The organism is Mycobacterium sp. E2497, assembly GCF_001668695.1.
GTDB lineage: Bacteria > Actinomycetota > Actinomycetes > Mycobacteriales > Mycobacteriaceae > Mycobacterium.
This window is the reverse complement of record NZ_LZKD01000026.1, coordinates 1-19,421: the sequence shown is the minus strand read 5'-3', so window position 1 is coordinate 19,421 and position 19,421 is coordinate 1. Positions and strand designations below refer to the sequence as shown.

The window sequence follows — 19,421 nt, the reverse complement described above, 5'->3', positions numbered from 1 at the left end:
GAACCGGGTGCGGCGCAACGGCATTCACCGGACCGGACAGCGCTGTGTCCCACAGTGCTCGGTGATACACGTCGACGAGGTCGTCGATCCCGATCCACGAGAGCCATTGCCGGCCGTCGCCCAGCCGGCCACCCAGCCCGGCGCTGAACAACGGGCGCATCAGCTTCAGCGTGCCGCCGCGCGGGGACTGCACGATGCCCGTGCGCACCGGCACCACCCGCACCCCGGCCTGTTCCGCGGGCGCGGTCGTCGCCTCCCAGTCGGCAACGACATCGGCGAGAAAGCCATCCCCGCGTTCGCTGTCCTCGGTGAGGACGTCGTCACCCCGGTCGTACCCGTAGTATCCGATCGCCGAAGCGGTGACCAGCACCGACGGCCGCCGCGGGGTGCGAGCCAGCGCCTCGGCGAGCCGGCGGGTCGGCCCAATCCTGCTGTCGCGGATCACTTTTCGATGCCTCTCGGTGAACCGGCCGGCGATCGATTCGCCGGCCAGGTGGATGACCGCGTCGACCCCCTCGAACAGGCCCGGGTCCGGGTCGTCGGGATTCCACTTCCGCTCGTCGTCCCCTCCGGCGGGGCGGCGGACCAACCGGATGACGCGATGGCCGGCAATGGCTCTCGTGGATCGGGATCGACGACCTCGTCGACGTGTATCACCGAGCACTGTGGGACACAGCGCTGTCCGGTCCGGTGAATGCCGTTGCGCCGCACCCGGTTCGCAACAGCGAGTACACCGCCACCCTGGCCCACGTCATGCGTCGGCCCGCGGTGTTGCCGGTGCCGTCGCTCGGGCCCCGGGTGCTGCTCGGCGAGCAGGGCGCCCGCGAGCTGGCGTGTGCCAGCCAGCGGGTTGCTCCGCAGAAGCTCACGGCGGCCGGACACCGGTTCCGCCATCCCGAGCTCGAGCAGGCGCTGCGTCACCTGCTCGGGCGCGAGTCCTGATCGGAAGATCTGAGGCAATCGCCTGATCAAGCCCGATCCGCGCTCATAAATGATTCAATTTCTTAATGATCTCAGGAGCGCCGGCCCGGCACGTCCGCCGGGTCGGCGCGGTCGTGCTGGGCATGGTCGCGGTGGCCACAATGGTGCTCGGCCCGCGCCAAGCCCGGGCCGAATCCACCGAGGCGGACAGCGCGACCGACGTCGCCTGCGCGAGCGCGACCCAGGCGGTGCCGACGACATGGTATTTGCCCAGCACGCCGCCCCGGGGACTGGTCTGGCTACAGCACGGCTTCGTCGAGGGCAAAAAGGTCTGGTCGGCGTTCGCCGCCGAGATCGCCGGCACCGGATTCCTCGTCGTGGCCACCACGCTGCCCACCCTCAGCGCCTTCGGTTGCACGGTGGAGCACCTGATCGACAACAGGGGCTTCCTGGACAACATCGCCGACGTCTTCGCCCACAAAGACGATCCGAACGGCGCGCTGGCCACGTCCTTCGCGAGGGCGGCGGCCGACGTCGGCCGACCGGTGACGCCGTTGCCCGACAAGCTGGTGTTCGTCGGACATTCGGCGGGGGCCGAGGCCGTCGAATACGTCGCCGAGCGCCTGCACAGCACCTACCCGGCCGCCTTCGCCCAACTGCGCGGCATCGTCAGCGAAGACGGCGTGAAGTCGTTCATCGGTTCCAACACCGACGAGGCGCTGGCGGGCCTGGCGGCCACCACGCTGCCCATCTACGCCACGGCGTCGCCGCATCTGCTGTGCAACTACTTCCAACGCGGCACCAAGGCGATCGAACGGTATCTGCCGGACCGGCCCTTCCACGGGGTGAAGATCACGACCGGAGCACACGGTGACGCGCTCGGCCCCTCATCGCCCCTCTACGAAAACCTGGTGTGTGGTCGCCCGAAACCGGGCAACATCGAGGCGGTGTGGGGCCTGACGCGAGGCTGGATCGCCGATATGGTCGCGGGAACGACCACACCCGACTTCTACCCGGGCGGAAGCTATTACACCGAACTCGAAACGGCCGGCACCATCACCACGCTGCCCTGACGAGTCACGGCACCCGCCGCATGGTCCGTGGCCGCTGCGCGATGTCGAGGCCGAGAGCTTCGCCTCCTAGTCCGCGTCTCGGCCGTGCCGGCTGCGCCGATATGCGCGGGCGCGCAGCTCGGCGAGCCATCGTGGATGCAGGCTCACACCTGGCGCGGTGTTGACGACGGGATCGAACGACACGTCCGATGCGCGTTCGGGGTCGACGACGCGGGTCAGCGTGAGTTGGCCCAGCGGGGTGAAAACGCCTCCGCCACAGGCCTGGTCGAGTGAGACGTCGATCGTGCCGTGCTCGAGCCGCCTGCGGACGCTGTCCAGCGACAGGCCCGGACCGTCGATCTCGCTCTCGATCCGGGCCCGCAGCCACCAATTGGCTCCCTCATAGTGCAGCGGCATCAGCGTGGTCAGCGTCTGCCCGCTCCACGAGATGGCCGGCCGCAGTGCCAGCGCCCGGGACAGCACCCCCGCCCCCGAGGAGACGACCAGGATGTCCCATGGCCCCGTGGCCTGCGGCGGTGCGACCCGGAAGGCCAGCCCGATGAAGTCGGGCAATGGCCCCGGCGTGCCGGTGGCCTTCGAGACCCGCGCGACGACCTCGCAGGACGAGATCGGCAGCCCCTCCCCGGCGGGCGAGGCGCGCTCTATGGAACCCTCCGCCAAGACCCCGAGGGGATGGAACAACCGTTTGCCCCGGAGGGCCGAGCCCCACTGGAAGGGCAACGCGACAAGATCGGAAACGCTCACCGGCGGCGGGTTCCCTTTTCCCGGCGGGGAAAACGCCGCGGTACCGCCCGCCCAGATCGCCGATCAGAGCCCGGGGGCTTCCAACTCGCCCTGAAATCGCTGCATCGCGCAGATCAGCGCGCCGAGCACCCGGTGTGCGGCCATCAGGTCTGCGTCGGGTAAGTCTTCGAGGGCGATACTGGTGTGCGCGGCGAGCGGGCCGAAGAACGACCGCGCGGTGGCCAGGCCTGATTCGCCGTGCCGCAGGATCACCTTGCGACGATCGTCGGGATGCGAATCCCGGCGGATGTGTCCGGAATCGATCAACCGGTCCACCAGGTAGGTGATGGCCGAACCGGACAATCCCATCCGATGGCTGAGGTCTCCCGAGGTCATCGGCCGCCCCGCCATCTCTGCCACCATGATGTACATCAACGCACGGAAGTCATTGGCGCGCAGATGATGTGATGTCGCAAACTGCCGGCCGATCTGGTCGGATTCGGTTGAAATCTCCCGCAGATCGGCCGAGATCAGCGACTCCAGCGCGTCTCGGCGCCGCCGCTGCTCGTCAGCGTCCATAACGGTGTGCAGCATATCCCCAAAACGGAGCGATCATTCAGTTGGTTAATGATTAATTGATTGAACCGCCTGTGGGCCTGCCTCGTTGCAACGGTCGTGACGGCACGGCGGTCCGCGGAAGCAAGCCACCGCCGCGTGCGCCACGGCTGGCCAAGAACGGTGAAGTTCAGTAAGTTAAAATTTAAGTTATTGAAGGTAGTGGCATCCCGGAGTGGGGTCGACCGCGCGTGTTTCAGCGGTCCCAGCCTGGGATTGCCAAGCCGTCCAGGAGGGAGCGTGTGGCCAAGATGGGTGCTTTGTCGTTGACATCCGCCACCGAGTCGCCGGTGATCGCGACGGAATCGACCGGCACGACGAACTTCACCGAGTGGCGAACCCGGGTGCGGGACGCCGTTCTCACCCACCTCGCCGACTTCGTCGGCCCGCGGCGCTCCGAACTGGACGACACGCGCATCCACGCCGCCGGCGACGTCTTGACGGCGTTCGTGTCCGGCGGGAAGTGCCTGCGGTCGACGTTCGTCTACCTGGGGTGGCTCTGCGGTGCCGCGCCCGACGACGCGGCGTTGCGGGCAGCGGCCAGTTTCGAGTTGCTGCACGTCTTCGCGCTACTGCAAGACGATGTCATGGACGGGTCGACCGAGCGGCGGGGGCGGCCGGCGGCACACCTGCAGTTCGCTCGATGGCACCGCCGGCGCGGGTTCTCCGGCTCCTCACGGCGGTTCGGCGAATCCGCGGCCATCCTGCTCGGTGACCTCTGCCTGATCTGGTCCGAGCAGATGCTGCGCGAAAGCGGTGTCGAACCCAGGCGGCTGCAGCGGGCCTGGCCGCGCTACGACGCGATGAGAACCGAGCTGGCGGTGGGCCAGTTCGCGGACCTGACGAGCGATGTCCGGCACATGCCGTCCCTGGAGACCGTGCTGGACGTGGCGCGGCGCAAGTCCGGCAACTACACGGTGCGGCGACCGCTGGAGATCGGCGCGGCGATGTCGGATTGCGACGATCGAACCGTGACGTTACTCGGCCGGTACGGGGCGGCCGTCGGCGAGGCGTTCCAGCTTCGCGACGACGTGCTCGGTGTCTTCGGCTCGCCGGCGACCACGGGGAAACCCTGTGGGGGGGACCTACTGGAACACAAGGCGACCGGTCTCGTGGTGACCGCGCACCAGCTGGCCGATCCCGTGACCCGCGCCGAGCTGACGAAACTGATGAACTGCCGGGTACTCGACGCTTCCGCCATCGACCGGTGGAAAGCGCTGATCGTCTCGACCGGGGCCGTCGACATGATCGAGGAGATGATCACCGACCGGGTCACAGCCGCACGTGAACACCTCGACGACGCCTCGATCGACGAGCGCGTCCGTACGACGCTGAACGACATGGCGACCGCGTGTACGGATCGCGCAGAATGAGTGCGACAAGTCTGGGAGCATGCTGACATGCGGACTATCGGAGGACGCAGCGAGCGCGTGGTGGTGATCGGCGCCGGCCTGGCGGGGCTGTCCGCCGCTTTGCACCTGGCCGGCCGGGGGCGCGCGGTGACGGTGGTCGAGCGCCAGCCATGGCCGGGCGGCCGCGCCGGCCGGCTCGACATCGACGGCTACCGCATCGACACCGGGCCGACGGTGCTGACGATGACCGACATCATCGACGAGACTTTCGCGGCAGTGGGTCGCAGCCGGTCGGGCCGGCTGGAGCTGCTGCCGCTGGATCCGGCCTACCGCGCGGTGTTCGCCGACGGCAGCGCGCTCGACGTGCACACCGATGCGGATCGGATGGCGACCGCCATCGAGGAGTTCGCTGGCTTCGGGCAGGCAGCGGGTTACCGACGGTTGCGCGAGTGGCTGAATCGTCTGTACCGGATCGAATTCGACGGTTTCATCGCCGCGAACTTCGATTCGCCGCTGTCGTTGCTCACGCCGCAATTGGCGCGGCTGGCCGCGATCGGCGGGTTCCGCAAGTGGGATCGGGTGGTCAAGCGCCACATCAGCGATCCCCGGCTGCAGCGGATCTTCACGTTTCAATCGCTGTACGCCGGGGTGGCGCCACGGAACGCGCTGGCGGTCTACGCGGTCATCGCCTACATGGACACCATCGCGGGGGTGTTCTTTCCGCGCGGCGGTGTTCGCGCGCTGCCCGACGCGCTGGCCGGGGCGGCCGCCGAGGCTGGGGTCCAATTCCATTACAACGCCACGGTTACCGGACTCGATCGCGTCGGGTCGCGGGTCAGCGCGGTGCGAACCGATCGCCTGGACCCCATCGCGTGCGACGCGGTGGTGCTGACCACCGAATTACCGCAAACCTACGCATTATTGGGCCGCACTCCACGTCGGCCCCTGCGGCTGCGGCCGGCACCGTCGGCGGTTGTTGCTCATCTGGGCTGTCGCCGGGTTCCGTCCGACACGGCGCATCACACCATCCTGTTCGGTGATTCGTGGGACCAGACCTTCACCGACATCATCCGCGACGGACGGCTGATGCAGGATCCGTCCTTGCTGGTCACCCGCCCCACGGCCAGCGACCCGACGCTCGCCCCGGACGGGCACGATCTGCTGTACGTGCTTGCCCCGGCGCCGAATCTGGCCCGCGGGGACATCGACTGGGGCAGTGCGGGCGCCCCGTACGTCGACAACCTCATCGACGACGTCGCGGCGCGGCTGCTGCCCGATCTGCCCGACAGCGCAACGGTATTGGACGTGGTTACGCCGGCCGACTGGGCCCGTCAGGGCATGGCCGCGGGCAGCCCCTTCGCGCTGGCCCACACCTTCGCGCAGACGGGCCCGTTCCGGCCGGCCAACATGGTGCGCGGCGTCGACAACGCGGTGCTCGCCGGGTCGTCGACGGTGCCCGGCGTCGGTGTCCCCACCACCCTGATCTCGGGCCGGCTCGCCGCCGACCGCATCACCGGCCCCAATGCCGGACGAGCCAACCGGATGCCGACGCATCACGACATGGGAGCCGGGCTGACATGATTCGCAGCGAGTTGGACGCGGCTGGAATCGACAATCCGCGGCTGCGCGAGGGATACCGCCGCTGTCGCGAACTCAACGCCGCGCACGGCCGCACCTTCTTTCTGGCCACCCGCCTGCTGGCGCCTGATCAGCGGCCGGCGGTGCATGCCCTGTACGGTTTCGCGCGCTACGCCGACGACATCCTCGACGACCTGGATCCCCAGCTGAGCACCGACATTCGCGGCATGAGGCTGCAGCAATTGGCCGACAAGTTCTTCGCAGGCGGAGACCATCTCGACGATCCCGTGCTCGCCGCGGTCACCCACACCGCGCGCCGCTACCGGATCGACACCGGGCTGTTCGACGACTTCCTCGCCTCGATGCGGATGGATCTCACGGTCACCGATTATCCCGACCGCACAGCCCTCAACCTCTACATGCGTGGGTCGGCCGAAGCCATTGGGCTGCAGGTGCTTCCGGTGCTGGGCACCGTGGTGCCCGTCGTAGAGGCCGCGCCCTACGCCGCCGCGCTGGGCAGGGCGTTTCAGCTCACCAACTTCTTGCGCGACATCGATGAAGACCTGCTGCGCGGTCGGGTCTATCTGCCCGCCGACGAACTCGCCGCCCACGGGGTGGACCGCGAGCTGTTGACCTGGTGTCACCAGAACCGGCGCACCGACCCGCGGGTCCGCACCGCGCTGGCCGCGCAGCACGAGATCACCCGGGAGACTTACCGATTCGCCGGAGCCGGCATCGCCATGCTCAGCCCCCGCTCGCAACCGTGCGTCGCTGCCGCGGCGACGCTGTACTCCGAAATCCTGGACCGCATCGAACAAAGCGACTTCGCCGTGTTCACTCACCGGGCCACCGTCGGCAAGGCGCGACGACTGCAGGTCGGCGGAATCGGGCTGATACGGTCGTGGCGGGCGCGCATCAGTTCGCCCGGTGTTTCGGATCCTCCGGGGGCCGCATGACCGATCGCTGGCAATATCTGTTGGTCCTGGCCGCATGCCTGGCGATCACCGCGCCCCTGGAGATGTTCGGCCCCGGCGTCTACCGGCAGTGGCGCCGGCTCGTGACGGCGGTCTTCCCGGTGGCAGTGGTATTTCTGGTCTGGGACGAGATCGCCATCGCCGCGCACGTGTGGACGTACAACCGCACCTACATCACCGGCCTGAGCATCCCGTTCCGGGTGCCGATCGAGGAAGTGCTGTTCTTCGTCGTCATCCCGATCTGCGCACTGCTGACCTACAACGCCGTGAGCACCATCCTGGAAAGGGTCAACCGCCGATGACCGGGCTGGGCTACACGGTTCCGGCCGTGGCGGCCGTGTTGGCAGTGTGCGCACTGGAATTGGCGGTGTTGCGCACCGGGCTGTTCCGGCGGCCGGCCTATTGGCTGTCGATGCTGATCATTCTCGGCTTCCAGGTTCCGGTCGATGGCTGGCTGACCAAGCTCAGCTCTCCGATCGTCAGCTATGACCCTCGTCAGATCACCGGCCTGCGCTTTCCGTTCGACATCCCCGTCGAGGATTTCTTGTTCGGCTTCGCGCTGGCCACCGCGGTGTTGCTGGGATGGGAACGCCAGCGTGCGCGTCGGTGAGGCCCGGCCCTCCCCCGGCCAGTTGTCGGCCGCGTTCGACGCGGGGGCGACGGCATACGACCGGCTGGTCGGCGCCAGCCCCGGATACCACGAACAATTGCTTCTCTCCGCTCGTCGCATGCGAATCCCCGACCGCGGCAAGGGCTTACGCTTACTCGACCTCGGATGCGGGACCGGGGCCTCGACCGCCGCGCTGCTGGCCGTGGCCCCCGAGGCCGACATCGTCGCCGTCGACGCCTCACGGGGCATGCTCGACGCGGCGGCCGCGAAGGACTGGCCCCCGTCGGTGCGGTTCGTGCACACCCCCGTCGAGCAGCTGGCCGAGCACGGCATCACGGGACCGTTCGACGGGATCCTGGCCGCCTACCTGATCCGCAACCTCGCCGACCGGGACGGCCAACTGCGACAGTTCCGTACGCTGCTGCGGCCCGGCGCCACCCTGGCGGTGCACGAATACTCGGTGCGCGACTCCGCCGCCGCCACCCTGATCTGGCACGCCGTGTGCTGGGGCATCATCATTCCCGCCGGCTGGTGGCGCACCCGGGACGCGGCGCTGTACCGCTACCTGTGGCGCAGCGTGCTGCAGTTCGACGGCGCGGCGCGCTTCCGGGCCCGCCTCGCCGACGCGGGCTTCACCGCGGTGCACAGCGAAACGATGCCCGGCTGGGAGGCAAACATCGTCCACACGTTCCTGGCGGACGCGCCGTCATGATCGGTCCGGGAAGCGCTCACCGCGCCGATCCCCGACGCGAAACACTAGCCGCGGCAACAGGTTTTCCGGACACCGGTGCGCTGACCTCGAGGCCCCGGGCGGTCGTCGTGGGTGGCGGCATCGCGGGGCTGACGGCTGCGACTGGGCTGGCCGAACGCGGCGTCGCCGTCGAGGTCGTCGAGCGCGAGCATTACCTCGGCGGTCGGGTCGGCGGCTGGACCGAGCACCACGACGGGGCCGACCTGGCGATGAATCGCGGATTCCACGCGTTCTTCCGGCAGTACTACAACCTGCGGGCCCTGCTCGGCCGTATCGATCCCCAGCTGCGGATGCTCACGCCCGTCGACGACTATCCGCTCATCGACGGGGCGGGCCGGCGCGACACCTTCCGGGGGCTGCCGCGCACACCACCGTGGAACGCCGTGGCCTTCGCCGCGCGCAGCCCCACGTTCCGGCTTCGCGACTTCCTCGAGATCGACGCGCGCGCGGCCGCGCCGCTGGCGGCGGTGTCGGTGCCCGGCATCTACGAGCGCCTCGACCATGTCGACGCGGCGACCTTCCTCAAGGACATCCGGTTCCCGCCGGCCGCACGGCATTTGGCGTTCGAGGTGTTCTCCCGCAGCTTCTTCGCCGACCCGTCGAAGTTGTCCGCCGCCGAGTTGGCGACCATGTTCCACATCTACTTCCTCGGGTCGTCCGAAGGCCTCATCTTCGACGTCCCCACTTCCAATTACGACAGCGCCCTCTGGCAGCCGCTGCGGGCCTACCTGGAGGCGCGCGACGTGCAGTTCCGGCTCGGCACCGGCGCCGCGCGCATCGACCCGGGCCAGACGAAGCCCTTCCGGGTGCAGACCGATTCCGGGGAGCACGTCGAGGCGGACGCCGTCGTGCTGGCCACCGACGTGGCGGGATTGCAGCGTGTGGTGGCCGCATCGACCGATCTGGCCACCGATGCCTGGCGCGGGCAGATCGCGCGGCTGCGCACCGCCCCGCCCTTCGCCGTGCACCGGTTGTGGCTCGATCGGCCCGTCGCCGACCAGCGACCGGCGTTCCTCGGCACGGCCGGCCACGAGCCACTGGACAACATCAGCGTGCTGGAGCGCTACGAACGCGAGGCGGCCCAATGGTCCCGCGCACACCGCGGGTCGGTCGTCGAGCTGCACTCCTACGCCCTCGACTCCGCGCCGTCCCGCGCGGCCGCGCTGCGTCAACTGCACAGGGTCTACCCGGAAACCGCGGCGGCGCAGGTCGTTTCCGAGCGCCTGCTGCATCGCAGCGATTGTCCGCTGTTCTCGCCCGGGTCCTATGCGGACCGGCCAGCCGTCGTGACGCCGCAGCCCGGACTGCTGCTGGCCGGCGACGCCGTCCGCGTCGACTTGCCCGTCGCACTCATGGAGCGCGCCGCCACCACAGGGTGGTGCGCCGCGAACCATTTGCTGAGAAAATGGGGACTGGCCGGCCACCAGTTGGTCACGGTACCCACCCGAGGCCGGTCACCCCTGTTGCGATGGCTCGCCACCCGCGAAGGACGTGCCCGACGATGAACATTCGCGAACAGCTGCAACACCTGTGGCCGGCGACGCGGTCCAAAGACTGGCCCCTGCAGGTGATCCCACGTACCTCGTGGGCCGACCAGCGACCGACCTACCGGGATGCGCAGCCCGCCATCATCGACGCCGCGCTAAAGCGGGCCCGGCAACGGCCCACCGGGAACTGGTTCGCGTTCGCGGGCACCGCCGACGTGCGCCCCGGCCGGCCGTTCGGCGCTCGGGTCGCCGGGGTCGAGGTCGTCGCCTGGCGCGACGAACAACGCCGGCTCTGCGTGGGCCCCCGCAGTTGCCCACACCTGGGGGCTGATCTGGCCACCGGGGCCGTGCACCGCGGCACGTTGATCTGCCGATGGCACGGGCTGGCGCTCGACGGCCATTCCCGTGAGTTCGGGTGGAGCCCCTTGCCCAGCCACGACGACGGCACGCTGGTGTGGGTGCGACTCGACGAAGTGGGCGGGGAAACGCCGTTGGAGGAACCGGTGATTCCGGCCCGACCGACCGGCGAGACCTTGGCCGCGGTGGCCCGCATGGCGGGCGTGTGCGAGCCCGAAGACATCATCGCCAATCGGCTCGACCCCTGGCACGGGGCGTGGTTCCACCCCTACTCGTTCACGCGGCTCGAAGTGCTCACCACGCCGACCGAACACGTCGATCGCTTCTTGGTGGCGGTGACTTTCCGGATGGGACGCCTGGGCGTTCCCGTCGTCGCGGAATTCAGCTGCCCGGAGGCGCGCACCATCGTGATGCGCATCGTGGACGGCGAGGGAACCGGCAGCATCGTCGAAACCCACGCCACCCCAATCGGTTCGGGGCCCGATGGGCGCCCCCGCACCGCGGTGCTGGAAGCCACCATCGCGCATTCGGACCGTCCCGGGTTTCAGCGGGCATCCCGGGCTGCGCCGGTGATCACGCCGCTCATGCGCCTCGCGGCCAACAGGCTCTGGCGCGACGACCTCGCCTACGCCGAGCGTCGCTATCAGGTCCGCGGCAGCCTGGGCTGACGGGGTCCACCGTGCGGAAAGGGTATGTCGTCGCCGTCGTCCTCACGGTCGGCATGCACCTCGCCTACCTGGCGTACGTACCGGTGGGCGGCTTCCTCGCGCTGCGCTGGCCGCGCACCATCGTGCTGCACCGCGCCGCGGTCGCCTGGGGCGTCGCCGTCGTCACGCTCGAGCTGCCTTGCCCGTTGACGGCACTGGAATCGTGGGCGCGGCGCCGCGCAACCATGAATCCCCTACCGGCCACGGGCTTTGTCGACCGCTATGTCGCGGGCACGCTCGTCCCGTCCGGCCGCGTCGGGGTCGCCCAGTTCTTCGCGTTCGTGGCTGCCGCCGTCTCCTGGGCCCTGTTCGCGGGGCGCGTCAGCCGCTCAGGCCGGCCTGTGCCCCCGGCGCGCCGGCCACCGACGAATCCGTGACGGGCGGCACCGCGTGGGGTTGACCCCGACGCGAGTTGCGTTGCCACAAGGCCCAAGCGACAGCCGCAAGCAGGACGGCGGACAGTACCAACATCGGCCAGAGGGCCAACTGGACAAGCCACAGATCGCGCTGGAGCCGCGCCACCTTGCGTCGCCCGCGCCAGACGCGCTGCGGCACCTCTTTGAGAGTCATCGGACGCCAGATACCCCGGACGCAGACGTTTAAACGGCCACGGCGCGGCGTCATTTCGCGGTCCCGCGTGTTTGGCGCGCGGCCGTGCGGGCTAGTCACCAGCATGAGCACCGAGCCGCGCGTTTCGCCCGAGCCGTCATCGCGATCGTTCACCCGGCTGGCGGCCGCATGGTGGGCGCTGGTCGTGGGACTGGTGATCCTCATCGTCCTGCTGATCTTCGTCGCGCAGAACACCGAATCCGTCGCCGTGCACTTCCTCGTGTTCCGCTGGAACCTGCCGGTCGGCGTGGGTTACCTGCTGTCGGCGGTGGCCGGCGCGACCACGACGGTGCTGGTCGGTGCCGCGCGGATCATCCAGCTGCGCCGGGCAGCCAAGAGGCAACTCAGGGGCCTCTGATCCTCGTCTGGCCGCGGGCCGGCGCGCAAAGCCCTTATCCGGCAGGCGTTTCCCGATGCGTGACGATGGCTATACCCAGCTTATTCAAGTACTTAAATATCAAGTGAATTGATTTATCGGGGTGCGTCGGAGGTTTCGGCGCGGATTCCGGCGGGAATGCCGTCACGACCAGTCGGGGGAGATCATGAGCGAAACCAGGGATGACGTCGCGAAGGCCGTCGGCAAAGTCACCGAGGCCCTGGAGACCGTCGAGCGGGCCCGGGGACACCTCTACTCGTTTCATCAGCTGACCGGACACGCCGACTTGCAGCTCGACGCCGCCGTCGCCCACCTGCGCGACCTCGGAGAAACCGACCTGGCGCAATACCTCAGCGACGAACTGGTCGGGCGCAACGTGTTGCCGGGCCGATGGACCTTCCAGGTCATCGACGAATACGACGACGGCTATTACCGCTGCTTCCGGGAAGTCGAACGCTTGGTGCGAGATCGCCTCACCGGCGGCCGCCGGCACGTCTACGAAGCGCAGCTGAAAGAGCGCCGGCGCACACCCGCGCACCCGGCCCATACCGCCGGCCCCGACGACCGCTCGGCGAAGGAGTGAAACACCGTCCGCGGAACCGCCGAAGGCGAAATCACCTCCGACACCGAGGCCGCCGGGCGCACCGTCCGGGCGTCGGGAGACGAGCCTCGGTACCACGTCCGCAGCGATAGGACGGGCGCGGACGCGGTGCACAGGCCGGGCGCGCTGCGCCGAATCGACTGAGGCGACGACCCGACCACGTCCTGATCGGTCGGTACCGTGAACCCTCTCGCGTTCGCCGATGAACCGGCCGATCGGAGGCAAATACGCGACACTTGCCGGGGCTCGCGGGGCTCGTGTGGCGGCCGCAGATACGCTGGTCGACGAATCTTGCAGAAGGACACAGGTAAGTGACCAAGCGCGGCGCCGCTGATCGGCGACTGGACCGAGCCGAACTCGAGAAGTTGATGTCGGCCGACATGCGCGCACTCACCGCGCAATCGGACCGCATCGGCCGGCACTTCGCCCGCCAAAACGACGTGGGCGGCACCGACTTGCACGCCCTGCTGCACATCATGGTCGCCGAGACGGCCGGGACGCCGTTGACGCCGGCGCAGCTGCGCCAACGCCTGGACGTGTCGCCCGCGGCGATCACCTACCTGGTGGACCGGATGATCGACTCCGGCCACCTGCGGCGTGAGCCCGATCCCGACGACCGGCGCAAAACTCTGCTCCGCTACGAAGAATCGGGCATGGCGCTGGCCCGTTCGTTCTTCACCCCCCTCGGGGCGGAACTGCACGCGGCCCTGACCGGCATCTCCGACCGCGACCTGGCCGCCGCCCACCGGGTTTTCCTGGCGATGATGGAGGCGATGTCCACCTTCGAATCGCAACTCGACGGCGCGGCCCCCCGGCCGCCGGCCACCGGCGCGAAGCGCCCGCCGGCGAAGGGCCGGGCTCGGGCGGTGAGCAAGGTCGGTGAGCACCCGGCCTAGCGGCCGCTCACTTGCCCTCCAGGCTGACGGGCAGTGATTCATGCCGTCGGATGATGTTGTTGACGGCCCAGGTGGGGCGCCCCCTGAGGGTGATGTGGTCGACGCGCTCGATCAGTGCTCGCAGGATCGCAGCCATTTCCAGTCGGGCCAGGGCCTGGCCGGCGCACGCATGCTGACCATTGCCGAAGCCGAGGTGCCGTCCCGCCTCGCGGCGGATGTCGAAGCTGTCCGGGTCGCTCCATTCGTGCTCGTCCCGATTGGCCGAGGCATACATGACGACGACGCGGGACCCCGCCGGGATGCGCGTCCCGGCGATCTCGGCGTCGGCCCGGGCGAAGCGGGCGAAGGCGCGCAGCGGCGATTCGTATCGCACGATCTCGTTGAGCGCGTTCGGGATCAGACCCGGGTCCTCCTTGAGCAGGCGCCACTGATCCGGGTGAGCGGCGAGCAGGTAGACCGCGTTGGAGATGGCACTGATGGTGGTGTCGAGCGACGGCGCGATGTAGTCGATCATCAGCGCGGTGCACTCCTCGCGAGTCAGCTCGCCCGCGTCCGCCACCGACAGCAGTTCGTCAACGATGCTGCCGTCGAGCACGGCGCGGTCGCGTACCACACGGCGGGCGAATCGGAGCATCCGCAAAGTGAGCGGGGCAGATCTGATGGCTTGCCAGTTCAGCGGCCCCAGGGCGTCGAATGTGGCTCCGCCCCAGTCGATCAGCCGTCCCCGCTGATCGCGCGGCCATCCGACGAGGTCGGGAACCACGGCCAGCGGCAATGCCGAGGCGAGGTCCTCGACAGCGTCGACGGTGTGGCGGCGCACGGCGCTGTCGACGATGGCGGCCGCTTGTCGATCGACCGTTTCGGCGAAGTCGCGCAACGCCCGTGGAAGCAGCCGGTGCGCAACCAATTTGCGGCGCCGGTCGTGCTCGGCGCCGTCGCTGTTGAGCGTCGTGCCGCGAGAGAGGCGATTACTGATCGGATTGAGCGCCACACCGTTGCCGGAGATGAACGTCGAGTCATCGCGCAGCGTGGCTTTGCATTCCGCGTAGCACGGCAGCGCGTACGTGCGGTGCCGGCGCAACCAGACCACGGGGCCCAGCTGGCGAAGGCGCCGATAGTGCGGATACGGGTCGATCACCGCCGCCCTGGTGTAGATGTCGGGGCGGTAGACGGCGACGCCGGCGGGCGTGCCCGGCATCACGCGGTCCGAACGGGACACCAGGACCGCGTACCGACGGATGTTTCGGCGTGGGCACGGAGTCGGAGAGGTCCGGTGAAATCGTTCATGTTCCCCTTCCCTTCAAACTGACGATATCGTCACACACGATTACATCGTCAGTCAACGGGGTGGCGCCGACAGATCGAGTTGCCCTTCAGCGACCTACGGGGCACGCGTGGCCCGGTGCGCCTAGCGCACCGGGCGCCGGGCCGCGGAGCCGAGCACCTGCTGCTCGATCAGGTCGGCCCCGCCCTGCACCCCGCCTGTCGCGGCGAACCCCGCCGCCACTCGACGCGCGCCCTCCGCCATCGTCATCGCCGCGCGCACCTTCGCCCTCAGCCGGGCCGGGGTGAGGTTTCTGGCGGCCAGGCGGGTACCGCAGCGGGCGACCTCGACGCGCCTGGCCACTTCGGCCTGGTCGCGCGCGAACGGCACGACGCAGACGGGCACACCGCGATCGAGGGCTTTCAGCGTCGTTCCCATGCCCCCGTGCGTGATGGCGCAGCTGGCCCGCTCCAGCACGGCCGCGTGCGGGACGAAGCGGCATATGGTCGCGTTCGGCGGCCGCGGGAGACCCGGCGGTATCCCCGCCGGAAACGTCGCCACCACGTGCACGGGCTCATCGGCCAGCGCCCGCAACGCGATCCGTCCCAGAGCGGCGTCGGGCTGCTTGATCGAGGAGGTGTTGACCAGCACCAGGGGCCGCCTGATGGCGGCGATCCAGTCCGGCGCGGCCGCGGTCGGCTCGAATACGCACGCGCCGATGTGATGAACCAAGCCGGCCCAGCCGGGATGCGGGTACTCGAGGGGCTCGCCCCCGACGGCCAGCAGCAGCGGCGCGCGCCGCATGAACTCGTCGACCGAAGCGACCGGCGACACGCCCAGCCCGGCGCGAATGGCGTTGACGCGCGGGACCACTGGCCGGTCGAAGAGATGGCGGACGATCGGCCGCACGGAGGCGTCCCGGATGTCGCCGAGGACGCCCGGCAGGGGGCGAAAGCCCGGGCCGAAGGGCGGCACCCCGCGGGACCGCAGATACGGCGTGAACGGCGAGAACACCAGCCAAGGAGTATGCCCGGCCTCCGCCGCCGACATCGCGCCCCAGCAGTTCGCGTCCACGATGATCGCGTCCGGCCGGACCGCATCCACCGCGCGGCGCAGATCCTGCACCTCGAGCACCGCTCGCCGGCAGAGCACGTCGATCGTCGACTTCAAGACGCCCAAGGCGTTTCGCGCCCGCCAATCCTCGCCGACGATCGCCTCGATTTCGGGATCGACCGGCTCGGCGTGCACGCCGACCGCGCGCATCGTCACGACACCGTCCGCCATCGTGCGCGCGTGAACCTGGTGACCGCGGCCCGCGAGCTCGGCCAGCAGCGCCCCGACCGGCAACAGGTGGCCCAGGGCCGGCGACCCGTAGGCCAGTATCACCGCCATGTCACACGCAGCTACGGGGCGGGCGTGAGGTCGACCGCGCGCAACGCCGAAAGGCTCGCGGCGCCGCAGCCGTGCAGGCAGACGCGGAGCTCGTCGATGAATGGCTGCAGCCAATCCACCACGGCCGCAGCGGATTCGATCGCGGCCGGCAGCAGGGGCCGGGCGATCGCCACAACGTCAGCGCCCAACGCGATCGCCTTGGCCGCGTCCATGCCGGTGCGGATACCGCCGGAGGCCACCAAGGGGATGTCCGGCAGCACCTCACGCACCTCCACGATGGCCCTCGCGGTCGGGATGCCCCAGTCGGCCAGGTGCGGGTAACGAAGCTCGCCGTAGCGGACGAACTGCTCGACCCGCGACCACGAGGTGCCGCCGGCGCCCGCGACATCGATGCCGGACACCGGCAATTCGCCTTCGGCCCCAATCAATTCCGCGGCCGCCACGCCGCCGATCCCGTGGCCGACCTCCTTGAGCAGGATGGGGCGCTCGATGGCGTCGGCGGCGTCCCGCAGCCTGCCCAACGAGCCGGAGAAGTCGGTGTCCCCGTTGCGCTGCATGGCTTCCTGCAGCGGGTTGGTGTGCACGGCGAGCACGTCGGCACCCACCCGGTCGAGAGCCTTCGCCAGGTCGGGCACCGCGGCCTTGGTCAGCTGGGCCAGGCCGATGTTGCCGAACAGCAACACATCCGGGGCCACGTCACGAACGGTAAAGCTGGCCGCGGCCCGCTCCCCCAGCGCGCTGTCCAGCATTATTCGCTGCGACCCGAGCATCATTCCGATGCCGAGTTGTTGCGCGGCCGAAGCCAGGTTCCGGTTGATGGTGCCCGACAACTCGGCACCCCCGGTCATCGCACCGATGAGAATCGGCGACCGCAGATTCGCCCCGAAGAACTTGGCGGACAGGTCGATGTCGCCCAGGCTGGTCTGGGTCAGGGCGTTATAGGGCAGGTGGTACCGCTCCAACCCGGTACTGATGTGCTCATAGTTGACCTGCTCGCCGAGGCACACGTCGATGTGCCGCCGCTTGCGGGTCGTCATGGGCCCGCGGTCGACCGTCACGGCAGGTCCCCAGGCGCTGCCGCCCCCCAGCCCCTCACGTCCATAATGTCCATAGTGCCCCTTGTTGCATACCGTCCGCGCCCTATTGCGTGACGATGCGTAATTTCAGTTGATTAATGTTTAACACACTGAAAGACTTCATTCGTGGTGTGGGATGGCGTGGCCGCGGCAGTCACTGGACGACGGTCGTGGCTGTACGCGCTCGGGGTGCTGTTGTTGGGCGTGGTCTTCATGGCGGCCGTCGGCGCCAACTCGGCGGCCGGGCAGGCGCCGCTATCGGTGCCGACAGGCTCCGATTCGGCCCGTGTCGACGCCATGGTCCGCCAATTTCCCGGCGGGGACCGCACTCCCGTGATCCTGGTCGTCGGCCGCGCCGACGGCGCCGCCCTCGGCCCCGCCGGCCTCGCCGCCGCCCAGGCGGCCCGCGACCGCATGCAGGCGGCCGCGTCGCAGGGCGGATCTGCCGTTGCGGCGCCGGCGCAGGTGTCGGCCGACGGCAAGGCCGCCATCGCGGTGGTGCCCGTCAGCGCCGACCTGTCCGGTCTCGACCTGACCGACGCGGTGGCGAAGCTGCGCGGGGCCGCCTCGACCGGCCTGCCCACGGAACTGCAGGCCCACGTCACCGGCGGCCCGGCGTTCGGCGCGGACATCGCCGGCGCGTTCACCAATGCCAACATCACCCTGCTCGCGGTGACCGCGTCGGTGGTGGCGCTGCTGCTGATCGCGACCTACCGCTCACCGGTGCTATGGCTGGTGCCGCTGCTGGTGGTCGGGTTCGCCGACCGGGTCGCGGCGGCGGTGGGGACCGCCGTGGCGCCGGTGACCGGGCTCAGCTTCGACGGCGCCACGTCCGGGATCACCAGCGTGCTGGTCTTCGGTGCGGGCACCAACTACGCGCTGCTGCTGATCTCCCGCTATCGGCAGGAACTGCGGCGCCATCCCGGGCACCGCGACGCCTTGCGCCGCGCGGTGCGGATGGCCGGTCCGGCGATCGTCGCCAGCAATGCCACCGTGGTGCTGGCGTTGCTCACCTTGCTGTTCGCCTCGACCCCGAGCACGCGCAGCCTGGGCGCGCTGGCGGCGTGCGGGCTGCTGGTCGCCGCGGTGTCGGCCCTGGTGATACTGCCACCGCTGCTCGCTTTGTGCGGCCGTCGACTGTTCTGGCCCTTCGTCCCCCACCCCGGCGAAGCCGCGACCGTGGATTCGGGTGGCTGGCACCGCGTCGGAGAGTGGGTGAACCGGCGACCGGCGCTGGTCGCGGCGGTCGCGATCACCGGCCTGGCGGCGCTGGCCACCGGACTGCTCGGCACGCAGATCGGCCTGTCGCAGACCGAGCAGTTCCGGGTGCACGCGGATTCGGTGTCCGGTTATGACATTGTGGCCGCACACTTTCCGGCCGGCCTGACCAACCCCACGCTGGTCATCGCGCCCACCGCTTCGCGGGTGCCGCAGGCGATCAGGGCCACGCCGGGCGTGGTGTCGGCGACCGATTCCGGGCGCTCGGCGTCCGGGCTGACGAAGTGGTCGGTGGTGATCGACGCGCCACCCTCCTCGGGGCGGGCGTTCAACACCATTGCGGCACTGCGCGATACGACGAAGGCCGCCAGCCCCGGGGCGCTGGTGGGCGGGCCCGATGCGCAGGCTCTCGACGTCCGCGACGCCGCCACCCGCGACCGCCGCCTGTTGATCCCGGCGATCCTCGCGGTCATTCTGGTGGTGCTCTACGTCCTGCTGCGCTCCGCACTTGCGCCGCCGACGCTGCTGTCGGCCACCATTCTCGGGGCGCTGGCCGCGCTCGGTATGGGCGGCTGGGCCAGCAGCCATCTCTTCGGATTCCCGGCGCTGGACAACAGCACCCCGCTGTTCGCCTTCCTGTTCCTGGCCGCGCTCGGCGTGGACTACACCATCTTTCTGGTCACCCGCGCCCGCGAGGAGTCAACACGGCGCGGCGCACGCGCCGGTATGGTGGCCGCGGTGTCGGCCACCGGCGGCGTGATCACCAGCGCGGGAATGACCAGTGTGCGGACCACGAAGGTGTCCAGCAGGATGCCGAGGCCGACGATGATTCCCAGCTGGG

At 69.5% G+C, this 19,421-nt stretch carries 19 protein-coding genes and 4 pseudogenes; 16 read left to right on the top strand and 7 right to left on the bottom strand.

Annotated features, from left to right (window positions below; translation table 11 throughout):
- Positions 1-607, bottom strand: a pseudogene (locus A5713_RS02125) (TIGR01777 family oxidoreductase); the annotation flags it as partial.
- Between A5713_RS02125 and A5713_RS02120 the strand changes: the two are divergent.
- Positions 601-942, top strand: a pseudogene (locus A5713_RS02120) (DUF1731 domain-containing protein); the annotation flags it as partial. The pseudogenes A5713_RS02125 and A5713_RS02120 overlap by 7 nt on opposite strands.
- A gap of 65 nt (positions 943-1,007) precedes the next feature.
- A complete protein-coding gene (locus tag A5713_RS02115; RefSeq protein ID WP_068092054.1) occupies positions 1,008-1,994 on the top strand; it encodes an alpha/beta hydrolase in 987 nt (328 codons plus the stop codon).
- A gap of 66 nt (positions 1,995-2,060) precedes the next feature.
- Here A5713_RS02115 and A5713_RS02110 read toward each other — a convergent pair whose 3' ends face one another.
- Together A5713_RS02110 and A5713_RS02105 are read right to left on the bottom strand one after the other, a co-directional pair.
- Positions 2,061-2,738, bottom strand: coding sequence for a phosphodiesterase (locus A5713_RS02110; RefSeq protein WP_068092050.1), 678 nt, complete (start codon positions 2,736-2,738; stop codon positions 2,061-2,063).
- A gap of 63 nt (positions 2,739-2,801) precedes the next feature.
- Entirely contained in the window at positions 2,802-3,311 is a 510-nt protein-coding gene (locus A5713_RS02105) for a MarR family winged helix-turn-helix transcriptional regulator (RefSeq protein WP_068092047.1), read from the bottom strand.
- A 272-nt stretch (positions 3,312-3,583) separates the two neighbouring features.
- Between A5713_RS02105 and A5713_RS02100 the strand changes: the two genes are divergently transcribed.
- The 13 genes and pseudogenes from A5713_RS02100 (at position 3,584) to A5713_RS02045 (ending at position 13,630) form a co-directional block, all read left to right on the top strand.
- Positions 3,584-4,705, top strand: a complete 1,122-nt coding sequence (locus tag A5713_RS02100) for a polyprenyl synthetase family protein (protein WP_068092060.1) — start codon at positions 3,584-3,586, stop codon at positions 4,703-4,705.
- A 27-nt stretch (positions 4,706-4,732) separates the two neighbouring features.
- The gene (gene crtI, locus A5713_RS02095) at positions 4,733-6,265 is read left to right on the top strand and encodes a phytoene desaturase family protein (protein WP_068092044.1); all 1,533 of its coding nucleotides are present in this window, start codon (positions 4,733-4,735) and stop codon (positions 6,263-6,265) included.
- On the top strand, positions 6,262-7,218 hold the full coding sequence (locus A5713_RS02090; RefSeq protein ID WP_068092041.1) for a phytoene/squalene synthase family protein: 957 nt from the start codon (positions 6,262-6,264) through the stop codon (positions 7,216-7,218). Before crtI ends, A5713_RS02090 begins: the two co-directional genes overlap by 4 nt.
- Positions 7,215-7,538 carry a lycopene cyclase domain-containing protein gene (locus A5713_RS02085; RefSeq protein WP_067918404.1) on the top strand — a complete coding sequence of 108 codons (324 nt, stop codon included), beginning with the start codon at positions 7,215-7,217 and terminating at the stop codon, positions 7,536-7,538. The genes A5713_RS02090 and A5713_RS02085 overlap by 4 nt, the downstream gene beginning before the upstream one ends.
- Positions 7,535-7,846 (top strand): lycopene cyclase domain-containing protein, encoded by a 312-nt coding sequence (locus tag A5713_RS02080; protein ID WP_067918406.1) that lies wholly within the window; start codon positions 7,535-7,537, stop codon positions 7,844-7,846. The genes A5713_RS02085 and A5713_RS02080 overlap by 4 nt, the downstream gene beginning before the upstream one ends.
- Positions 7,833-8,558 carry a class I SAM-dependent methyltransferase gene (locus tag A5713_RS02075; protein WP_068092039.1) on the top strand — a complete coding sequence of 242 codons (726 nt, stop codon included), beginning with the start codon at positions 7,833-7,835 and terminating at the stop codon, positions 8,556-8,558. Before A5713_RS02080 ends, A5713_RS02075 begins: the two co-directional genes overlap by 14 nt.
- The gene (locus A5713_RS02070; RefSeq protein ID WP_068092036.1) at positions 8,555-10,102 is read left to right on the top strand and encodes an NAD(P)/FAD-dependent oxidoreductase; all 1,548 of its coding nucleotides are present in this window, start codon (positions 8,555-8,557) and stop codon (positions 10,100-10,102) included. Before A5713_RS02075 ends, A5713_RS02070 begins: the two co-directional genes overlap by 4 nt.
- Positions 10,099-11,109 carry a DUF5914 domain-containing protein gene (locus tag A5713_RS02065; protein ID WP_068092033.1) on the top strand — a complete coding sequence of 337 codons (1,011 nt, stop codon included), beginning with the start codon at positions 10,099-10,101 and terminating at the stop codon, positions 11,107-11,109. Before A5713_RS02070 ends, A5713_RS02065 begins: the two co-directional genes overlap by 4 nt.
- Before the next feature lie 11 nt (positions 11,110-11,120).
- On the top strand, positions 11,121-11,525 hold the full coding sequence (locus A5713_RS02060) for a DUF2784 domain-containing protein (RefSeq protein ID WP_231980212.1): 405 nt from the start codon (positions 11,121-11,123) through the stop codon (positions 11,523-11,525).
- A gap of 296 nt (positions 11,526-11,821) precedes the next feature.
- On the top strand, positions 11,822-12,115 hold the full coding sequence (locus tag A5713_RS02055; protein WP_067918414.1) for a lipopolysaccharide assembly LapA domain-containing protein: 294 nt from the start codon (positions 11,822-11,824) through the stop codon (positions 12,113-12,115).
- Positions 12,116-12,299: 184 nt separating this feature from the next.
- On the top strand, positions 12,300-12,716 hold the full coding sequence (locus A5713_RS02050; protein WP_068092031.1) for a hypothetical protein: 417 nt from the start codon (positions 12,300-12,302) through the stop codon (positions 12,714-12,716).
- Between the two features lie 3 nt (positions 12,717-12,719).
- Positions 12,720-12,878 (top strand): annotated as a pseudogene (locus A5713_RS27180) (DUF2945 domain-containing protein); the annotation flags it as partial.
- 167 nt (positions 12,879-13,045) lie between these two features.
- A complete protein-coding gene (locus tag A5713_RS02045) occupies positions 13,046-13,630 on the top strand; it encodes a MarR family winged helix-turn-helix transcriptional regulator (RefSeq protein ID WP_068092028.1) in 585 nt (194 codons plus the stop codon).
- Positions 13,631-13,637: 7 nt separating this feature from the next.
- On the opposite strand, the gene A5713_RS02040 is transcribed toward A5713_RS02045, so the two are convergent.
- From A5713_RS02040 to fni, 3 genes are all read right to left on the bottom strand, one after another.
- The gene (locus A5713_RS02040) at positions 13,638-14,849 is read right to left on the bottom strand and encodes a cytochrome P450 (protein ID WP_369804352.1); all 1,212 of its coding nucleotides are present in this window, start codon (positions 14,847-14,849) and stop codon (positions 13,638-13,640) included.
- A 189-nt stretch (positions 14,850-15,038) separates the two neighbouring features.
- Positions 15,039-16,286: a glycosyltransferase gene (locus A5713_RS02035; protein WP_068092022.1), complete on the bottom strand. Its 1,248-nt coding sequence runs from the start codon at positions 16,284-16,286 to the stop codon at positions 15,039-15,041.
- 11 nt (positions 16,287-16,297) lie between these two features.
- Positions 16,298-17,323, bottom strand: a complete 1,026-nt coding sequence (gene fni / locus A5713_RS02030; RefSeq protein WP_156751710.1) for a type 2 isopentenyl-diphosphate Delta-isomerase — start codon at positions 17,321-17,323, stop codon at positions 16,298-16,300.
- 252 nt (positions 17,324-17,575) lie between these two features.
- Here fni and A5713_RS02025 point away from each other — a divergent pair.
- Positions 17,576-19,309, top strand: a pseudogene (locus tag A5713_RS02025) (MMPL family transporter); the annotation flags it as partial.
- On the opposite strand, the gene A5713_RS29575 reads toward A5713_RS02025, so the two are convergent.
- Positions 19,243-19,386, bottom strand: coding sequence for a hypothetical protein (locus A5713_RS29575; RefSeq protein ID WP_369804353.1), 144 nt, complete (start codon positions 19,384-19,386; stop codon positions 19,243-19,245). The pseudogene A5713_RS02025 and the gene A5713_RS29575 overlap by 67 nt on opposite strands.
- Between the last annotated feature and the right edge of the window lie 35 nt (positions 19,387-19,421).